The sequence below is a fragment of the Pseudomonas lundensis genome, assembly GCF_015377145.2.
Classification (GTDB): Bacteria; Pseudomonadota; Gammaproteobacteria; order Pseudomonadales; family Pseudomonadaceae; genus Aquipseudomonas; species Aquipseudomonas lundensis.
The window spans coordinates 1,412,478-1,429,504 of the sequence record NZ_CP062158.2 but is presented as its reverse complement, the minus strand read 5'-3'; the positions used below and the strand labels follow the sequence as shown (position 1 = coordinate 1,429,504).

11 protein-coding genes and 6 tRNA genes are annotated in these 17,027 nt (G+C 56.5%); 4 read left to right on the top strand and 13 right to left on the bottom strand.

All coding sequences use genetic code 11. From position 1 onward, the window contains the following. Positions 1-93: 93 nt before the first annotated feature. Complete coding sequence (locus IF654_RS06960) at positions 94-1,053, bottom strand: LysR family transcriptional regulator (RefSeq protein ID WP_094988425.1); 960 nt, start codon at positions 1,051-1,053, stop codon at positions 94-96. A gap of 88 nt (positions 1,054-1,141) precedes the next feature. On the opposite strand from IF654_RS06960, the gene IF654_RS06955 reads away from it, so the two are divergent. Next, positions 1,142-1,768, top strand: a complete 627-nt coding sequence (locus tag IF654_RS06955; protein ID WP_083334060.1) for a hypothetical protein — start codon at positions 1,142-1,144, stop codon at positions 1,766-1,768. A 10-nt stretch (positions 1,769-1,778) separates the two neighbouring features. On the opposite strand, the gene IF654_RS06950 is transcribed toward IF654_RS06955, so the two are convergent. The 10 genes from IF654_RS06950 to IF654_RS06905 form a co-directional block, all read right to left on the bottom strand. Further along, complete coding sequence (locus IF654_RS06950; protein ID WP_194862640.1) at positions 1,779-6,521, bottom strand: dermonecrotic toxin domain-containing protein; 4,743 nt, start codon at positions 6,519-6,521, stop codon at positions 1,779-1,781. A 120-nt stretch (positions 6,522-6,641) separates the two neighbouring features. Continuing rightward, complete coding sequence (locus IF654_RS06945) at positions 6,642-7,472, bottom strand: quaternary amine ABC transporter ATP-binding protein (protein ID WP_052892188.1); 831 nt, start codon at positions 7,470-7,472, stop codon at positions 6,642-6,644. Continuing rightward, positions 7,469-8,320, bottom strand: a complete 852-nt coding sequence (locus tag IF654_RS06940) for an ABC transporter permease (protein ID WP_047276285.1) — start codon at positions 8,318-8,320, stop codon at positions 7,469-7,471. The genes IF654_RS06945 and IF654_RS06940 overlap by 4 nt, the downstream gene beginning before the upstream one ends. A 30-nt stretch (positions 8,321-8,350) precedes the next feature. After that, the gene (locus IF654_RS06935) at positions 8,351-9,364 is read right to left on the bottom strand and encodes an ABC transporter substrate-binding protein (RefSeq protein ID WP_194862641.1); all 1,014 of its coding nucleotides are present in this window, start codon (positions 9,362-9,364) and stop codon (positions 8,351-8,353) included. Positions 9,365-9,671: 307 nt separating this feature from the next. Next, positions 9,672-9,747: transfer RNA gene (locus IF654_RS06930), tRNA-Gly, on the bottom strand. A gap of 4 nt (positions 9,748-9,751) precedes the next feature. Beyond that, positions 9,752-9,827: transfer RNA gene (locus tag IF654_RS06925), tRNA-Glu, on the bottom strand. A gap of 174 nt (positions 9,828-10,001) precedes the next feature. Beyond that, positions 10,002-10,077: transfer RNA gene (locus IF654_RS06920), tRNA-Gly, on the bottom strand. Between the two features lie 5 nt (positions 10,078-10,082). Beyond that, positions 10,083-10,158: transfer RNA gene (locus IF654_RS06915), tRNA-Glu, on the bottom strand. 103 nt (positions 10,159-10,261) lie between these two features. After that, a tRNA-Gly gene (locus IF654_RS06910) sits at positions 10,262-10,337 on the bottom strand. 2 nt (positions 10,338-10,339) lie between these two features. Continuing rightward, positions 10,340-10,415, bottom strand: a tRNA-Glu gene (locus IF654_RS06905). A 349-nt stretch (positions 10,416-10,764) separates the two neighbouring features. Between IF654_RS06905 and IF654_RS06900 the strand changes: the two genes are divergently transcribed. Continuing rightward, positions 10,765-11,523, top strand: a complete 759-nt coding sequence (locus IF654_RS06900; protein ID WP_047276289.1) for a hypothetical protein — start codon at positions 10,765-10,767, stop codon at positions 11,521-11,523. Positions 11,524-11,804: 281 nt separating this feature from the next. On the opposite strand, the gene IF654_RS06895 is transcribed toward IF654_RS06900, so the two are convergent. Next, positions 11,805-12,149, bottom strand: coding sequence for a YggL family protein (locus IF654_RS06895; RefSeq protein ID WP_047276290.1), 345 nt, complete (start codon positions 12,147-12,149; stop codon positions 11,805-11,807). A 231-nt stretch (positions 12,150-12,380) separates the two neighbouring features. Here IF654_RS06895 and dacB point away from each other — a divergent pair, with 231 nt between their 5' ends. Continuing rightward, on the top strand, positions 12,381-13,847 hold the full coding sequence (gene dacB / locus IF654_RS06890) for a D-alanyl-D-alanine carboxypeptidase/D-alanyl-D-alanine endopeptidase (protein WP_047276292.1): 1,467 nt from the start codon (positions 12,381-12,383) through the stop codon (positions 13,845-13,847). A 105-nt stretch (positions 13,848-13,952) separates the two neighbouring features. Here the strand turns inward: dacB and rlmKL are convergent, their stop codons facing one another. After that, positions 13,953-16,223, bottom strand: coding sequence for a bifunctional 23S rRNA (guanine(2069)-N(7))-methyltransferase RlmK/23S rRNA (guanine(2445)-N(2))-methyltransferase RlmL (gene rlmKL / locus IF654_RS06885; protein WP_047282857.1), 2,271 nt, complete (start codon positions 16,221-16,223; stop codon positions 13,953-13,955). 542 nt (positions 16,224-16,765) lie between these two features. Here rlmKL and rmf point away from each other — a divergent pair. Next, the gene (gene rmf / locus IF654_RS06880) at positions 16,766-16,981 is read left to right on the top strand and encodes a ribosome modulation factor (protein ID WP_010448881.1); all 216 of its coding nucleotides are present in this window, start codon (positions 16,766-16,768) and stop codon (positions 16,979-16,981) included. The last annotated feature ends 46 nt before the right edge of the window (positions 16,982-17,027 follow it).

Sequence of the window (17,027 nt, the reverse complement as noted above, 5' to 3'; positions counted from 1 at the left end):
GCCCAGCACCACATCAGGCCCGCCCGGTTACCCGGACGGGCCTTTTTTTTCGCCCGGCTGTTTTAAGGTCCACTGTCACGGCGGGTGTGGCACTTAGGCAGTGCTCGCGTCCGGACTAGAGGCTGACTGCGGCCGACTCGCTTCTTGCGCCAGCCGTTCAACCAGAAAGTCGATAAACACCCGCAATTTCGGCGGCAGATAACGCGTCGGCTCGTACAGCAGCCACACGCCACCGTGGTAGGACGCAATAAAGTCCCACTCGGGCAACACCTGAACGATGCGCCCTTGCTCCAGTGCCTGACGCGCCGTGAAGTACGGCAGGCTGCCAATTCCGATGTGCTGCAACACCGCATCCAGCCGAACCCCCGTGTGATTGGCGGCATACCGCCCTTTCACCCCCACCACAGCGGATGCGCTGCCCTGCTTGAACTTCCACCGTGCATCGGCCGGAGTCTCGCCCAGGCAAATACAGCTGTGATGGCGCAGATCTTCGGGCTGTTGCGGGACGCCGTGTGACGCCAGGTACTGAGGGGTTGCGCACAGCAGTTGCTCGATCACACACAATTGCCGCCCCGCCAAGCCCGGCGCGGGCTGGTCAGTGACGCGAATGCTCAAGTCGACGTTGCCATCAATCAAATCCACATACCGGTCTTCAAGCACCAACTGCACATCCACGTGCGGGAAGCGGCGCAGGAACTCGGGCATATGCGGGTGGATGACATAGCGGCCGATGGCCTTGGGGACGCTCACGCGCACCAGACCTTCAGCCTCTTGGGTAAACCGTCCACTGACTTCCATGACCGATTGCGCCGCGCCCACCACATCCCGGCAGCGCTTATACACCTGCTCCCCGCCATCGCTCAGGCGCAGTTTGCGGGTGGTGCGCTGCAATAAACGGATGGCCAATGCCTTTTCCAGCCGGGCAATGCTGCGGCTCACCGCAGAGGGCGAGGTACCCAGTTGCCGCGCCGCTTCAGAAAAATTACCGGCCTCGACCACCTTCACGAAAATCGCCATTTCGGCCAATAAGGACAACGGTAGATTTATGCTCACAGCGCACAGGTCCATTGAAAATTGAAGGGATTATCACGCAAAGGTGACGTCCTTATACTTTAAAAACTCGTTTTTCAGGAACCTCCCCATGACCCCACGCCTGTTTTTTACCGAAGATGGACTCACCGCGCAGGTCGATGTGCTCAGCTGCGCCCCGTGTGACGATGGATTTGCGGTGGTGTTGAGTCGCACCCCTTTTCATCCACAGGGTGGCGGGCAGCCCAGCGACACAGGCTGGATTGGGGACAGCGAAGTGATCAAGGTTTTCCATGATGTCGAGCACGTGGTGCATGTGGTCAACGCCGCAGTGCAAACCGGGGAAACCCAGGCCCGAGTCGATGCGACGCGGCGCCTTTTGAATACCCGCCTGCATTCGGCCGGTCATTTGATCGGCGTCTGTGGCGAACGCGCTGGCTGGATCCCCAGCAAAGCGCATCATTGGCCCGGTGAATGCCGGGTCAGCTTCGTCCCGGGCAACGCCCCTCAGCCGCTGCAGGCGCAACAGGTCGAGGAGCAACTGCAGCGCTGGATCGACGCAGACTTGCCGCGGATGACGCGCATGGAAGGCGACCAGCGTTTCATCGGCTTCGGTGAACTGCCCACCCATCCATGCGCTGGCACCCATGTCAGCTCGTTGAAGCACTTGAAGACAGTGCCCATCCTGTCGATCAAAGAAAAGAAAGGCGTGCTCACCGTTCGCTACGACGTGCAATAAGAGCCCGCCATTAAGGGATCGACAGGAACAGCCGCTGGGCCAATGCCGTATCCAGTTTGGCGCGGTACACCTCAATCACTTCTTGCGAGGTGCCGGCCTTTGAATACAGCGCCTGTTCACTCAACCGCCGCTGGGCTGCCGTTTTGAGATGCGCCACATCGAACGCAGCCGTCGGGGTATCGAGCGCTTTGTAATGAAAGTGCGCGTACCACAGCGCTGCCCCCTGCTTGTCGTCGATGGCGTATTCCTGCAGGTAATCCTTGCGCTGGCCGCGGGACAAGAACTTGCGCTCACCCAGGCGCCGAATCCTGATTTCTCCCTGCGTATTCAAATACTCCACATTGGGGCCCGTCGGCGGGAGGCGCTTGATCATGCTGATTCGCAAACGTTTACCCAACGCGCGCAACTTGATGGCCTCTGCCTTCAATTGTTCGCTCAGTGCCCGGGCTGCCTGTTTGCGCGTTTCGTTCAGGGTTTCCGGTTCAGTGCTGACGGCCGTCACAATCCGGTCGATCTGAACCGCCACCTCATCAAGGCTCTTGCCTTTGAATTCCAGAATCTCTTCGATTTCGACGGGGATTTTTGAAGTCATGGCGCTGGAACGGCTGGTTTCAATCGCACTGTCGACCTTGGCCAGCAGGCGTCGACCGTCAGCTACCAGCCGCGAGAGATCTCTGGATTGAGTGGCCAGTTGCACAGCCGGTCGACGTTGAGTGATTTCCTCCCACGCACCGTTTTCGACCTGCTTATAGGTATGGACGGACAGCCTGCCAAAGCCTTCGGTCACATCCACCACGCCGCCAGATTGACCCTCGGATGATTCGCGCGGGGCGCCGACCAATACCTGATGGGTGGTGGTTTTAATCACCTGTTGTGGCGCTCCGGATGTCGCCGTCTTTTTACTGAGTGCTGCATACGCCAATCGGCTGGGCCCCGGCCGCGGCTCTTCATAGTCAGAAGACGAACTTTCGGAATCGCGAATGACTTTTTCGAGCTGGGATTCTGCAAACACTCTCAAGTGCCTGACCACCTGAATGATCGGAGTGAGGTACTCGTTGCGAAAATGCTCGGACTCCAGATGGATCAGGTTCGCGCACAGACTTTCTGCTGTGTAGTACTGCTCGATAGCGCGGTCCAGCAGCGCAATCTGATCTTGGCTGTACAGCTGATTATCCATCCGCAAACTCAGTTGCGACCACGCCGTATCAACCAGTGCTGCACTGCCAAATAAGTTGAAGGCATGCTCTTCTTCCGCAGACAAGTTAACCGCCCCCCGACGGATTACCAGCTCACACAGGGTTTCCAGATACACAGCCGACCAATGACGATCGAAGTACTCATGTTCCTCCATGTTTTTTAGCTCGCGCAACGCACTGTCCTTGGGTAAAGGGCGCCCATCGACGTGCCTGAGGGCTTCAAGTTCCAGCGCCGAGTTGGAAAACAGTTTGGCTTCGATAGTGCGAGCTTTTTCCAGGTGCTCAATCCACGTTTCATACGAACTGACAGAACCGGCACTCATCTGTTGGACCACGTCCAGCGCCTTATCCAGAAAGTCCACTTGAGAGTTGTAGACCGGGAGGCTCTGGCGTTCAGACTCATAATAGTTTTGTAATTTGAAATGCTGCAGGGTCAAACTTACCCAGCAATGATGGAGAAACGTCGCACGCGACTCCAACGGCGAGATCGCTTCGACCTTGTCCAAGAGGTTGATCAGTTCGTGCATCTTCAGCCGCCAGCTTTCAAACTCAACGCTGAAACGCTCAAGAAACGTTGCCCGACGGTCAACTGCGATTTCCAGAAGCCCCTCGGTGACTTGCATCACGCGCTCATTGTCGTGAAGTTGGCCTTTGAGGATTTCAGCTTGCTGAAGCAGTTCGTCAACTTTCTTTTGTTTCTCTTCCCGCAGTTTCTTGATCCTGGATTTAGGCCCGCCTCCTTTTAAACCCAAGCGCAAATCCAATTGCCATTGACCCGAAAGGTCTTTCATCAGGCGAGGCCCTCGACGATCGGCTTGCTGTACATCCTGAATGTGCAAGCCTTCAGCATCACGCGCCACGCAATAGGTTTTGTCAGCGAGGCGCACGTAGGACAAACCTTGATACGTCAGGATTCCAGCCAATTCACCTACTTCAATCAGCGTGGCACCGGCCAGGTCAAAGGCCACTTCATAGGTTTCAAGCTCCAGACGCTGCGCGCCGGTCAAGCGCTGCGACGGACTGAACCAGTGCACGTCCAATGCCGAATAATGCTGCGCAGCCGAAGGGGTGAGGTCCGGCCGTTTTTTAGGGGTTATCAGCGGCAACACGGGAGGTTTCACCTGGGGCGCAGAAGGTGATTCATAACGTGAGAACAAGGGCTCATCAACAGGCACCCTCAGGCGCCGTCTGTCATTGGCCTGCGCCCTGAAATTCAGACCTTCCTGCAATAACGCCAGGCTGATGTTGAGCAACAGGTCGATCACCGACTCCAACGCGGCCTCTTTGTCCCCGCTCAAACGCGCATGCAGCGTGTTATCAATGCTCAGCAAGGTCTGGAGCAACCAGGCAGCCTTCTGCAATGGCCCATTGACGAAAAACGTGAGGCCATTGAACAAGGCCCAACCCGCTTTTTTAACCAACAGCCAACGCCGCTCAGCCACGGTGACGGTTTGTTTGTCCGCCAATGAAAGCAATGCCTGGGCATTGGCCTCAAACAGCGCGTCAAAGTAGTTACCCACTACGGCCTGAGTGCTCAACATCGCAGGACTGCGCGGTAACAGCGCCAGAAAGCCTTCCAGCAATACCCCCTCAAGATGCGGTCTGGCAAACCCGCCTTCAGCGTACAACGCGCGCGCATCATCATTAAGCCATTGCAGCACGCTGTAATTCAGGTCTTCAGATTCGCTGATGGCGGCAAACAATGCTGCCCATGTTGCACACTCCAGCAACGGTTCAGACGCGAAGGGTTGATAGAGGATAAACGGGCCTGTGCCGACCTGACGCGGGCCCAGTACAAACATGTTGGCGACATAATCGGTGGGCGCCCCCTCATAGGCGATGAAACCCAACGGCCGCACACAGAGGCCACTTTTCTCCAGTGTGTCGTGTGCATCGGGACGCATCAGGCCGTTCACGATGTTCCAGCCCTGTTGCGTAAACCCGGCTTCACCCTTGATCAGTTTTTCCAGGGCAAACAGCGGCAGTTGCACGCTCAGTTGGGACTTGAACAAGGTTTTACGACGCGCGACCTCATCCGCCTCATCAATCAGTAACCGTTTGATCTGCGCGATGTACTGCGAGCCAACATCCAGCTCGTCCACTAACTGCCGCGCATAATCTGCGGTGAACCAATCTGGCAAAACGGCGGCGTCGCGCCCCTGAACGCTAATAAGCCCGACAGGCCAGCCGCCGCGATAGCTCAGGACAAACTCGGTCAGGGGCAGCGTCTTATCGGTAAAAATCGGCAGGGTCAGCACTTCGACCCCGAGGTCATGAATCTCGACCCTGGCGATGTCGATGTCTGCGCCGGGGTGATCCCTGTCCAGCCGTTGTCTGATTAGCTGCTCGGCAAATGTCGGCAAGGCCTCGATCCCGTCCAGGAATGTTTTCCCCTGTGATTGCTGCTGAAACAAGGCTTGGGCAATCATCAGTTTGCTGTAGGCCAGCAGGTGCTGCGCCGATGCCTGCTTGAGCCATGCAGGCAATTTCGTCATGACATGGTTCAGCCACGGTCGGTCTTGCTCATTGAACAAAGGGAACATGCCCACAGCTGCATCCAGTTTCTGCTCCAGACGCAAGGCACTCCACTGTTCGCGCCGGGCCGTTTCGCCAAGCGCCTGCACAGTGCGCAACTGCTCATCCAGCAGGGTGCAGGAAAGTGCGGTAAAAAAGTCACCTTGCGGTTCATGCAACGCCCATGCAAACACTGGTTGTTCGAACGTGTCCTGAAGGCGGCGGGCCAGTTGGCTAGCGTGATCCGCCAACGATTCAAACACTTCAATACCGGATTCCAGGGAGTAACTCAGCACCAGCAGGCGCTGCTTCATCTGCCGCGTAACAAGCATCACACCGGGTAATTGAAAGCGCTCCACTCGTAGATTCTTGAGCGCCTGCAGGTAAACCAGGCACGCCCGCACCGGGGTTTCTTCCGTTCCTTTTTGGCGGCTTTCCCGGTCCGCAAAGCTGGCCACCACGGCCATCGAAACCGCTTGCTCATTGGTCAAGGCGGGGACGTATTGATCGTCAGCCAACGTCGATTGCAGCCCCCATTGCTGCACATGGCTCAACCACTGAAACGGCGATCTGCCTTGCCCGTTGCCCACACTGCAAAACTGCGTCAGCGCGTGCTGCCAAATGTCGATCAGCAACGCAGCGCATTCATTGATGGCCGTTTGCAGGTCATCCATGTGTACAGCCAATGGGTGGGGATCGCGCTCGCGGGTGTCGTCGGTCAACCGATGGAACCCCTGGATCAGGGTCACCGGCCGCGCATCAATGTAACTCTGGATCAGCATGTCCACCGGGGACATCAGCCGAAAGTGCCGGGGCATGCCGTTCTCGGGTGTGATTAAGGCGGCCGCCACTGGCCAAGGCTCAGCGATATGCAAACCGGTCACATCAAGGTCGAGGCTTGGGTACTTCTCTGCCAGCGCCTCATTGAGTTGGCGGGCCAGCACACTGAACAGCGTGGGACGCGGCGGAAAATGTTGGGCATTGAAGCTGCCCAGAACCTTGAAACGTGACAATAACCCGGGGGTCGTGGAGAGGGTTTTCATAGAGCGTCCATTGCGGTGGCATGTAAAGGCCAGTCCGCCCGGCGCTATGCCCGGGACTGGACTGTCTTTTCATTAAACGCAATGCACACCTTTCAACTGCGGTAGCGGGTTACTTCTCGCTTACACCTCTGTGCGCCGCCGTTGCACAAAACGATCGACGTACTCATCCGCTGGCGCGTTGAGTATTTGCTGCGGCGTCCCGACCTGTATCAATTGCCCGTCCTTGAGAATGGCAATGCGGTGGCCGATACGCAGCGCCTCATCCAGATCGTGGGTAATGAAGACAATGGTTTTTTGCAGCGTGCGCTGAAGTTCGAGCAGCTGGTCCTGCATTTCGGCGCGGATCAAGGGATCAAGCGCGCTGAAGGCTTCGTCCATCAGGATGATGTCGGTATCGGTGGCCAAGGCCCTTGCCAGCCCTACGCGCTGACGCATGCCCCCCGACAATTGATGAATCATCGCCTGTTCATAACCCTGCAAGCCCACCACGCCAATCCAGTGCCGTGCGCGCTCATTGCACTGCGCTTTGCTTTCGCCACGCACCTTGAGCCCGTAGGCCACGTTCTCCAGCACGGTGCGATGGGGCAACAGGCCAAAATTCTGAAACACCATGCTGATTTTATGGCGGCGCAGGTGACGCAAGGCTGACATGTCGTACTGAAGAATATCTTCACCATCGACCAGGATCTGACCGCTTGTAGGGTCGACCAAACGGTTCAGGTGGCGAACCAGCGTCGACTTGCCCGACCCGGACAGACCCATGATGACGAAGACCTCCCCCGCCTGGATCGACAGCGACAAATCATTGATGCCCACCACGCAGCCGGTTTCGGCCAGGACTTGATCCTTGCTTTTGCCCGCCCGAATCAGCGCCAGCACCTCTTTTTCGCGGTTGCCAAAGACCTTGAACACATGACGGACTTCGATTTTGCTCTCGGTCACTGCGCTCATTTACGCTCTCCGTGCCGTGGCCGACCATAAGCCTGAGTAATGCGATCAATCACCACGGCGAGAATCACAATGGCCAATCCTGCTTCCAACCCTTTGCCGACGTTGAGGGTTTGAATGCCCACCAGCACATCCTCGCCCAATCCCCTGGCCCCGATCATGGAAGCGATCACCACCATCGACAACGCCATCATGGTGGTCTGATTGATCCCGGCCATGATGCTCGGCAAGGCCAGTGGCAATTGCACGCCAAACAGTTGCTGCCACGGGGTGGCACCAAATGCGTTGATGGCCTCCATCACTTCGCGATCCACCTGACGCAGGCCCAGATCGGTGAGGCGGATCAACGGGGGTACGGCATAAATGACCGTGGCGAAAATGGCCGGAACTTTGCCCAGACCGAACAGCATCAGCACCGGGATCAGGTAAACGAAACTGGGCATGGTTTGCATGATGTCGAGCAACGGCATCATCACCGCCCGCAGACGATTGCTGCGCGCAGCCAGAATGCCCAAGGGAATGCCGACGAGCACCGAAATCACGGTGGCCACCATCATCAACGCCAGGGTCTGCATCAGCTTGTCCCAAAGCCCGACCGCACCGACCAGGAACAGCAAGCCGACGATTAACAGCGTACTGATGATCTTGCGGGTGGCATGCCAGGCAATGGCGCCGACGATGGCCAGCATCAGCCACCACGGCGTCAGGCGCAGCAGGTTTTCAAGGTGAATAATGGCCCACAGCAACGTGTCAGAGATGTTGCGCAACACATCCCCATAATTGCTTACCAGCGCATCGACCCCATCGTTGACCCAACCGGCGATGGAGAACGTCAGATTTTCAGGAAACATGCACGGCTCTTGTTCTGAGAAATAGACGGTTTATAACGCCGATTTAACCTTTTGGGCGGCCTCAGGGGTTACCCATTTCTCCCAAATCTGCGGCTGTTCACGCAGGAAAGCCAGCGCGGCCTTACGCGGTTCGGTTCGTTTTTCACTCATTTGCGCCAGCGTCTGATTCAGCAGGTCGATCGGGAAGTCGACCTTCTCATAAAACTGCACCAACTGCGGGTACTCGGATTTGAAGGGGGCAGAAACGCCAATCGCCAATTTCGCAGGCAACGAACGCGTGCCCTTGGGGTTTGGATCGTTCGCGTCGGTCAGGGTTTTCCAGGCCTGGGCATCAAATGGAGGTTCTTCCAGCTTGATCAACCGATAGCGACCGATCAGAGGTGTCGGGGACCAGTAATAGAACAACACCGGCTTGCCGCGTTTGATCGAAGAACTGATCTCGGCATCCAGCGCAGCCCCGGAACCTGTCCGGAAATTCACAAAATCTTTATCCAGCCCGTAGGCTTTGAGCTTTTGACTGTTAACGGTTTCAGACGTCCAGCCGCTGGGACTGTTGAGAAAGCGCCCGCGGCTCGGGTCTTCCTGATCGCGGAATACATCCTTGTAACGGGCCAGATCGCTGACGGACTTCAGCTCGGGCGCCAAGGGCTCGATCCCTTTTTTCGGATCGCCTTTGATAACGTACTCCGGTACCCACCACCCTTCGCTGGCGTTTTTCACGATATCGCCCAGGCCGAAGACCTTGCCTTGTGCTTCAGCCTTGACCCACACCGGACTGCGCCCGGCCCACTCTTCGCCGATCACCTGAATATCGTTTTTAGCCAACGCCGCTTCAAGGCTGACAGTGCTGCCTGGCAATGTGTCGGTGCTGACGCCGTAGCCCTTTTCGGTGAGCTGGCGCAGCACCTCAGTGATAAAACTGCCGCTTTCCCACGTGAGATCTGCGAAATGAACCGGTGTTGCCTGGCTTTGTGCCCACACCGGTTGCGTGACGATCCCAAAGGCCAGAAGCGAGCCACTGAGCCACTTTTTAAGATTGTTCATACGGATTCTCTTGTTGTGTTGTGTCGGCTTGATCGGAGCATTAATGGTTTTGAACAACGAAGGTGACGCAAGGTTCAGGTCAGTACTGACTGAACAAGGGGATATGTCCAACCTTAGCAGTCATACCGTCCAGCGGGCGGTGACGCTTAATGATAAGAACACGTATTTGACTGTTATTGAGGCGCAGGAGTGATTGTGCAAAGCCGCACGGATTGAGCACGGCCTATAAATCGCAGGCACAAAAAAAGCAGCCCGTAGGCTGCTTTTATGTGTTTTTTGAAACTGCGTTGCTCCAAAAAACAAAATTTGGAGCGGGAAACGAGACTCGAACTCGCGACCCCGACCTTGGCAAGGTCGTGCTCTACCAACTGAGCTATTCCCGCAAAATGGCGTCCCCTAGGGGACTCGAACCCCTGTTACCGCCGTGAAAGGGCGGTGTCCTAGGCCACTAGACGAAGGGGACGTTGCCCAAAACATACGTTGTATGTCTCAGTGCCAGCCGCATCAAACTCAATTGCTGCGCTGGCGTTTCACTCAACCTCACCCGAAGGCAAGGCTGCTCGTGACACAAAAAAAATCAGCCTCAGCTGATCTTTTTATGCTTCCTGAATGTTGCTTGACTTCAGAAAACAAAATTTGGAGCGGGAAACGAGACTCGAACTCGCGACCCCGACCTTGGCAAGGTCGTGCTCTACCAACTGAGCTATTCCCGCAATAATGGCGTCCCCTAGGGGACTCGAACCCCTGTTACCGCCGTGAAAGGGCGGTGTCCTAGGCCACTAGACGAAGGGGACGTTGCCCGAAACATACGCTGCATGTTTCAGTGCCAATCACATTGACCGAAGCTAATGTTTTGGCTTTCACTCAACCCCGCCCGAGAGCGAAGCTGCTTAAAAATGGAGCGGGAAACGAGACTCGAACTCGCGACCCCGACCTTGGCAAGGTCGTGCTCTACCAACTGAGCTATTCCCGCATTGGCGTCCCCTAGGGGACTCGAACCCCTGTTACCGCCGTGAAAGGGCGGTGTCCTAGGCCACTAGACGAAGGGGACACGCTACAACTTCACTGGTTACTGCGTTTCGCTGTGTGCTTTACGCTGCAATTGGCGCGCATTCTAGGGATGGTTTTAGAAGTCGTCAACCCCAATATGAAAATATATTGAAATCAATGACTTCCCCAAACTTAAGACCATTTCCTACGCCGTCTAGCGCCCAAGTCCTGACGCCTATATTCCGACATCCTACAAGGAGTTATAGTTGGCACCGCACAATAGTGGCACTCTGTACCACATCCAACACATCTGCCTCTTTATAGACGAGAGCTCTGACCTTCAAGATTGTTCGCAACACCAAAATAAAGCCCATTGACTATCCAAAGAGGTTTTCACGTTGACACCATCCATGATCACCCTGCTTGTAGTGGCCGGGATCGTCCTATTGATCGCCATCGGTTACATGAACCATGTGGTGGAAAACAACAAACTCGAAAAGGCGCGCCTGAAGGTCGAACTGACTGACCGCGTTCGTCGTTGCAGCGAAGTCAGCGAAACCTTCCCCGGCCAATTGATGTCGCCCGGCTTGAAGCACTTGCTGACACGCCTGGAGCTCAATGCCTGCCAGCGCCTGCTGCATCTGGATAAGAACAGTGCGCCAGTCAAGGCGCGTATTGCCGAGCTGAACGCACTGGTGGGCCAAGGCGAGTCGATCCCCGTCAATAACCCGCCCGGCCCGATCCTGACTGAAGCCAAGGCCAAGGATGTGCGTTTCTTGTTGGAAACATTGCACGGGCAAATCACCCGCGCGGTGCAAGATGGCTTTCTGCCTACTAACGAAGCCAAACGCTGGATCAAAGAGATCCGCCATTTGCTGGTCGTGCTGCACATCGAATTCTTCAACAACCTTGGGCAGTTGGCCTTCCAGCAAAATCAGCCGGGGCAGGCACGCCTTGCCTATGAACGCGGCGCCCAGTACCTGCGCAAACAACCTGAACCCGCCATGTACAGCAGCGCGTTGAAGGAAATGGAAGAACAACTGGCGCGGGCAAATTCGCTGGTGCTTACCAAGCTTGAGCCGACAAAAGATGAGGTCAACGAACTGACCGAGGGCTTGAAAACTGACGAAGCTGATGCGGACTGGAAGAAAAAGGTCATCTACGACTGATGCCCTGATTGCCAATCGATAAAAGGACAAGCTCATCCCTTGTCCTTTTTTTTTGCATTCGCGAAAGCGTGATGAGTGAGCCGGACACACCCATGCACGCAGATAACCACGTACGAAGCCGTCTCACCCTCGACTACACGGCTAAAAAACGCACGCACGGGGGCGCAAGGAATGCAGGCAAAAAATAATCAAGGAATGTGTATCGGTCGCCCGGACGGGCCAGAGGATCTTGCAGAACAGCCGCATGGAAGCAGCCAGACAGGCTGCCTCCATGCATCACATCAGGCTACCGGATTGATAGGCTTTTCCGGGTACCACACGTCGAGCAGCGGGCTCACTTCAACGCTGGTCAGCTCTGGACGAGCTTTCAGCCAGGCTTCAACAGCGGCACGCTGCTCTTCGCTGACCGAACCGCGCTTCTGCAGGCACACCAGACCGTAGTCGTCGCCGCCAACATAACCAAGGCCGTTGGCTTCCATGGCTTCTTTCAAGAACGCTTCGAGGAAAGCGTCGATAGCTTCTTCCGACAGGTCTTCTTTGAAATCCAGGTTCAGCTCAAAACCCAACTCCTGAAATTCATCAACGCACAGCTTTTTGCGCAGACGCTGGGAACGATTAGTAGCCATTGAACAATCCTCTTAAGTAATAACGGCGGCACTTTACCAGTTTCGAGCTGTACGTGCCCGGTTCAGTGTGGACGGCTCATCGTTTTGTGCATTTAATCAATGCACGTGTGTATCACGGCAATGCACAAGACTGACGACCTTGGGGCATAATGCCGTCACTTTCATGACCATTGAGGGAATTTTCATCATGCCCTCGTATTTTTTCCCCTCGCCTGCAGGGTATTACTTTTTATGATCAAGTCTTTACGTCCACTGCTACTCGCCGGGTTGATGCTGCCATTTGCCTTTGGGGCCAACGCAGCCCCGGTCAACACCACACTTTCGCCCAAGGTTCAGCAGGCGCTCAAAACCAACAAATTGCAAAACAACGCACTATCACTGGTGATGCTGCCGCTCAACGGCCCCGGCGTACCGACTGTGTTCAATGCTGATGTCTCAATGAACCCGGCCTCCACCATGAAGCTGGTCACCACCTACGCAGCCCTGGAAATGCTCGGCCCTACCCATCAGTGGAAAACCGAGTTTTACACCGATGGCACGCTGAGCAACGGCATCCTGCAGGGCAACCTCTATCTCAAAGGCGGCGGCGACCCCAAGCTGAACATGGAAAAGCTGTGGCTACTGATGCGCGACCTGCGTGCCAATGGCGTGCAACAAGTCACCGGGGATCTGGTGCTGGACCGCAGCTTCTTCGAGCAACCGCAATTGCCAGTGTTTGATGACGACGGCAATGACAAGAACAAGCCGTTCCTGGTCAAGCCCGACGCGCTGATGGTCAACCTCAAGGCGCTGCGCTTTGTTGCACGCAACGACTCAGGCAAGGTCTTGATATCAGTTGAGCCGCCGATTGCCAGCATCCGCGTGGACAATCAGGTAAAAGCCGTCAACGCCAAGCAATGCACGGGTGACGTGCGTTACAACCCGGTGCCGCAGCCGGACGGCTCAGTACTTGTAACCGTCACGGGTCAATTGGGCGATGGCTGCAACTCGCAGACCTACTTGTCGCTGCTTGACCACGCCACGTATACCGCAGGCGCCGTTCGCGCGATCTGGAAAGAACTGGGCGGCAGTATTCTGGGGCAAGATCGCCAGGGTTCCGTCCCTAAAAGCGCCAAAGTCCTGGCCCGCGCCTTCTCGCCAGACCTCGCTGAAATCATTCGTGACATCAACAAGTACAGCAACAACACCATGGCTCAGCAGTTGTTTCTGAGCCTGGGTGCGCAGTTCCGCACGGATGCCGACGGCGATGACGCCAAAGCAGCCCAGCGTGTGGTTCGTCAGTGGCTGGCCAAGAAAGGCATCACGGCGCCGCACCTGGTGATGGAGAACGGCTCAGGCCTGTCTCGTGCCGAGCGGGTCAGCGCCCGTGAAATGGCTCAAATGCTCCAGGCCGCCTGGAAAAGCCCCTACGCCGCCGAGTTCATCAGCTCCATGCCCATTGCTGGCAAGGACGGCACGATGCGCAAGCGTCTGAAAACCACCGCCATGAACGGTCAGGCTCACATCAAGACCGGCACTCTCAACACGGTGCGTGCGATCTCGGGCTTTAGCCGTGATAGCAATGGCAACACCTGGGCCGTGGTGGCCATTCTCAATGACCCACGCCCATGGGGCGCCTCGGCCGTCCTCGACCAGGTCCTGCTGGATCTTTATCGTCAACCGCAACTGCCGAACAGTGCGATTTCAATCGCCCAATAAGGCTTTTACGAAGCCATAAAAAACGCCCCGGCTCACTCGAGCCGGGGCGTTTTTGTGTATGGCCTCTGTCATCCCTGCCTGCAGCCCGGGATGACAGGTGCGCGATCAACGCGCCGTGATTTTCCAGGCGCGGTGAATCTTGCTGTTGCGGGCAAAATCCGGATCAATCGTGCTGGCAGTGATTTCTTCGACGGCGTAACGCGCTTCCAGGTGCTCATCGAGGATGAACTTGCGGAAGTTGTTGGAGAAATACAACACACCGCCGGGCGCCAGACGCGCCATCGCCAGGTCCAGCAATTGCACGTGGTCACGCTGGACATCGAAGATGCCTTCCATGCGCTTGGAATTGGAAAAGGTCGGCGGATCGATAAAGATCAGGTCGTACTCTTCCCGGCATGCATCGAGCCATACCATCACATCGCCCTGCTCCAGACGGTTCTTGTCTGAAAAACCGTTGAGCGACAAATTACGACGCGCCCAGTCCAGGTAAGTTTTGGACAAATCCACGCTCGTGGTGCTGCGCGCGCCCCCTTTAGCGGCGTGAACACTGGCGGTTGCGGTGTAGCAATACAGGTTCAGGAAACGCTTGCCGGCCGCCTCGCGCTGAATCCGCATGCGCATCGGGCGGTGGTCGAGGAACAGACCGGTATCCAGGTAGTCCGTCAGGTTGACCAGCAGCTTCACGCCGCCTTCATTGACCTCGGTGAACTTGCCTTGCGCGCTTTGGCGCTCGTACTGCTTGGTCCCGCTCTGGCGCTCGCGCCGCTTGACGATCACACGGCTTTTATCGACGTTCAATGCCTGAGGAATGGCCGCCAGCGCATCGAACATGCGCGCCGAGGCTTTTTCCGGGTCAATGGATTTGGGCGCTGCATACTCCTGAACGTGCACCCAGTCGTGGTACAGATCAATCGCCATCGAGTATTCAGGCATGTCTGCATCGTAGACACGGTAGCAATCGATGCCTTCGCGCTTGACCCATTTGCCCAAGGCTTTGAGGTTCTTTTGCAGACGATTGGCGAACATTTGCCCGCCTTCGCTCAGACGCGGCTGCTCAACCACCACGGGAACCGGCTTGATCGGGTTACCGTTCTTATTGAATTTTTCGTATTTACCCGGTGCTTCAATGTTGGACGGCAGATCGGACTCAGCCTGCTCGCGCTCAGCCTGACGCTGCTCAGGGGTACGACGCTCACCCGTCACGAACTGGTCCGGCACGACCTTGATCAGCAGCAACTTGCACGGCAAGGCGCCGTTCCAGAACGAATATTGTTTGTGGCTACGAATGCCCATGCGCTTGCCCAGGTCAGGCGCGCCCGTGAACACCGCCGCCTCCCAGTTCAAACAGGCCTGACGCAGGCGCTCGCCCAGGTTCTGGTAGAGATAGAGCAGGCTCGCCTCATCGCCCAGGCGCTCGCCATACGGCGGGTTACAAATGACCAGGCCTTTCTGGTTCTGATCCGGGCGAGGTTCGAACGTCGCAACTTCACCCTGGTAAATCTTGATCCAGTGACTCAGACCGGCGCGCTCAATGTTGTTGCGCGCAGGCTGGATCAGGCGCGGATCGGCTTCATAACCCCGAATCCACAACGGCGGTTTTGACATGCCCGCTTCAGCTCGCTCAGTGGCTTGCTGGTGAAGTTTCTTCCAGATCGCCGGTACGTGGCCGAGCCAGGCGTCAAAGCCCCAATGAATGCGGTTGAGGTTAGGCGCCATGTCGGCGGCAATCATCGCGCCCTCGACCAAAAATGTGCCCACACCGCACATCGGGTCAGCCAGCGCAGCGCCTTCAGCTGCCATGCGCGGCCAGCCCGCACGAATCAGGATGGCTGCTGCAAGGTTTTCCTTGAGCGGCGCAGCGCCTTGCTGCAAGCGATAACCGCGCTGGTGCAGGCTGCTGCCTGACAGATCCAGCGACAGAATGGCTTCACCCCGATCCAGTCGCAGGTGGATACGCAAATCAGGGCTGATTTTGTCGATCGACGGACGCTCGCCGGACGGCGTGCGCAATTTGTCGACAATGGCGTCTTTGACTTTCAACGCACCAAAGTGGGTGTTGTCGATGCCGGAGCCGTGGCCGCTGAACTCCACCGCCAAGGTGCCGTCGGGCACCATGTGATCCTGCCAGTCAACCTCCAGCACGCCGTGATAGAGGTCCTCGGCGTCCTTCATCGGAAAACGCTTGAGCACCAGTAATACGCGGTTAGCAAGACGCGACCAGAGACAAAGACGGTAGGCAGTTTCCATATCTGCAGTACCACGAATGGCCGAGGTATGCTCGCGAGCGTCCTCAAGGCCAAGGCCAGTGGCCTCCTCAAGGAGCAAGCCTTCAAGGCCTTTCGGGCAGGTAAGGAAGAGTTCGTAACGATCCGACATGGGATTCCTGAGCTTTTAGCTATCTGTGAAGAGGCAACGCATTGCCTGCTCCGTTTTCAATCAAGCGCTTTTCTTGAAGAGCGCTCGCGTGGCACGAGACTGTGCCGGTCCATCCCCGCGCCCAACCTTGCCCGCAGGCATGAAGAGTTTAGACGCTGAGACAGGTCATTCATCTTGAAACAAAGGGACATATTCAGACCCTTCGTCGAATAGTACCCGAGCAAATAAGGCGGTCATTCGCAGCGGAGAATGAAACGCATCATCTTTGCAAACACTCGCAGGATCAGGCTTTGGTCGTAGAAAGGGGCAAAAGGCCTCCCTTTCTTATGGCCTGAACACCACTATCGTTACGTCCTTATGACAAAACGATCATTCACACACCCAACCACATTGGTTAGAACTGAACGCAGGTTGTCACCGCGCAGGTGATAACAAAAATGCTCGCCACGCCGGCAGCGAGCCACCCACGGCAGAAGCACTCTGCCCCGACCTGAGTCAGGTCGACGCGATATAAAACAGTCAACAAGTGAGGGCAATACCCTATGAGAAGACTTAAGCGTGATCCGTTGGAAAGAGCTTTCTTGCGCGGATACCAATATGGCGTTAACGGAAAGTCCCGTGAGCTTTGCCCTTTTACTCTACCGTCGGTGCGCCAGGCATGGATTAATGGCTGGCGCGAAGGACGCGGCGACAACTGGGACGGTATGACAGGCACTGCGGGCATCCACAGACTCAACGAACTTCACGCCGTCGGCTAACTCTGGGCACATTCCGACATCACCTCGAATACGCAACACGTTAACC

Bases quoted from the DNA above. Each gene is read 5' to 3' on its own strand.
- IF654_RS06955 (WP_083334060.1), top strand. From the start codon at position 1,142: ATGACCCCACGCCTGTTTTTTACCGAAGATGGACTCACCGCGCAGGTC.
- IF654_RS06950 (WP_194862640.1), bottom strand. From the start codon at position 6,521: ATGAAAACCCTCTCCACGACCCCCGGGTTATTGTCACGTTTCAAGGTT.
- IF654_RS06945 (WP_052892188.1), bottom strand. From the start codon at position 7,472: ATGAGCGCAGTGACCGAGAGCAAAATCGAAGTCCGTCATGTGTTCAAG.
- IF654_RS06940 (WP_047276285.1), bottom strand. From the start codon at position 8,320: ATGTTTCCTGAAAATCTGACGTTCTCCATCGCCGGTTGGGTCAACGAT.
- IF654_RS06935 (WP_194862641.1), bottom strand. From the start codon at position 9,364: ATGAACAATCTTAAAAAGTGGCTCAGTGGCTCGCTTCTGGCCTTTGGG.
- IF654_RS06900 (WP_047276289.1), top strand. From the start codon at position 10,765: ATGATCACCCTGCTTGTAGTGGCCGGGATCGTCCTATTGATCGCCATC.
- IF654_RS06895 (WP_047276290.1), bottom strand. From the start codon at position 12,149: ATGGCTACTAATCGTTCCCAGCGTCTGCGCAAAAAGCTGTGCGTTGAT.
- dacB (WP_047276292.1), top strand. From the start codon at position 12,381: ATGATCAAGTCTTTACGTCCACTGCTACTCGCCGGGTTGATGCTGCCA.
- rlmKL (WP_047282857.1), bottom strand. From the start codon at position 16,223: ATGTCGGATCGTTACGAACTCTTCCTTACCTGCCCGAAAGGCCTTGAA.
- rmf (WP_010448881.1), top strand. From the start codon at position 16,766: ATGAGAAGACTTAAGCGTGATCCGTTGGAAAGAGCTTTCTTGCGCGGA.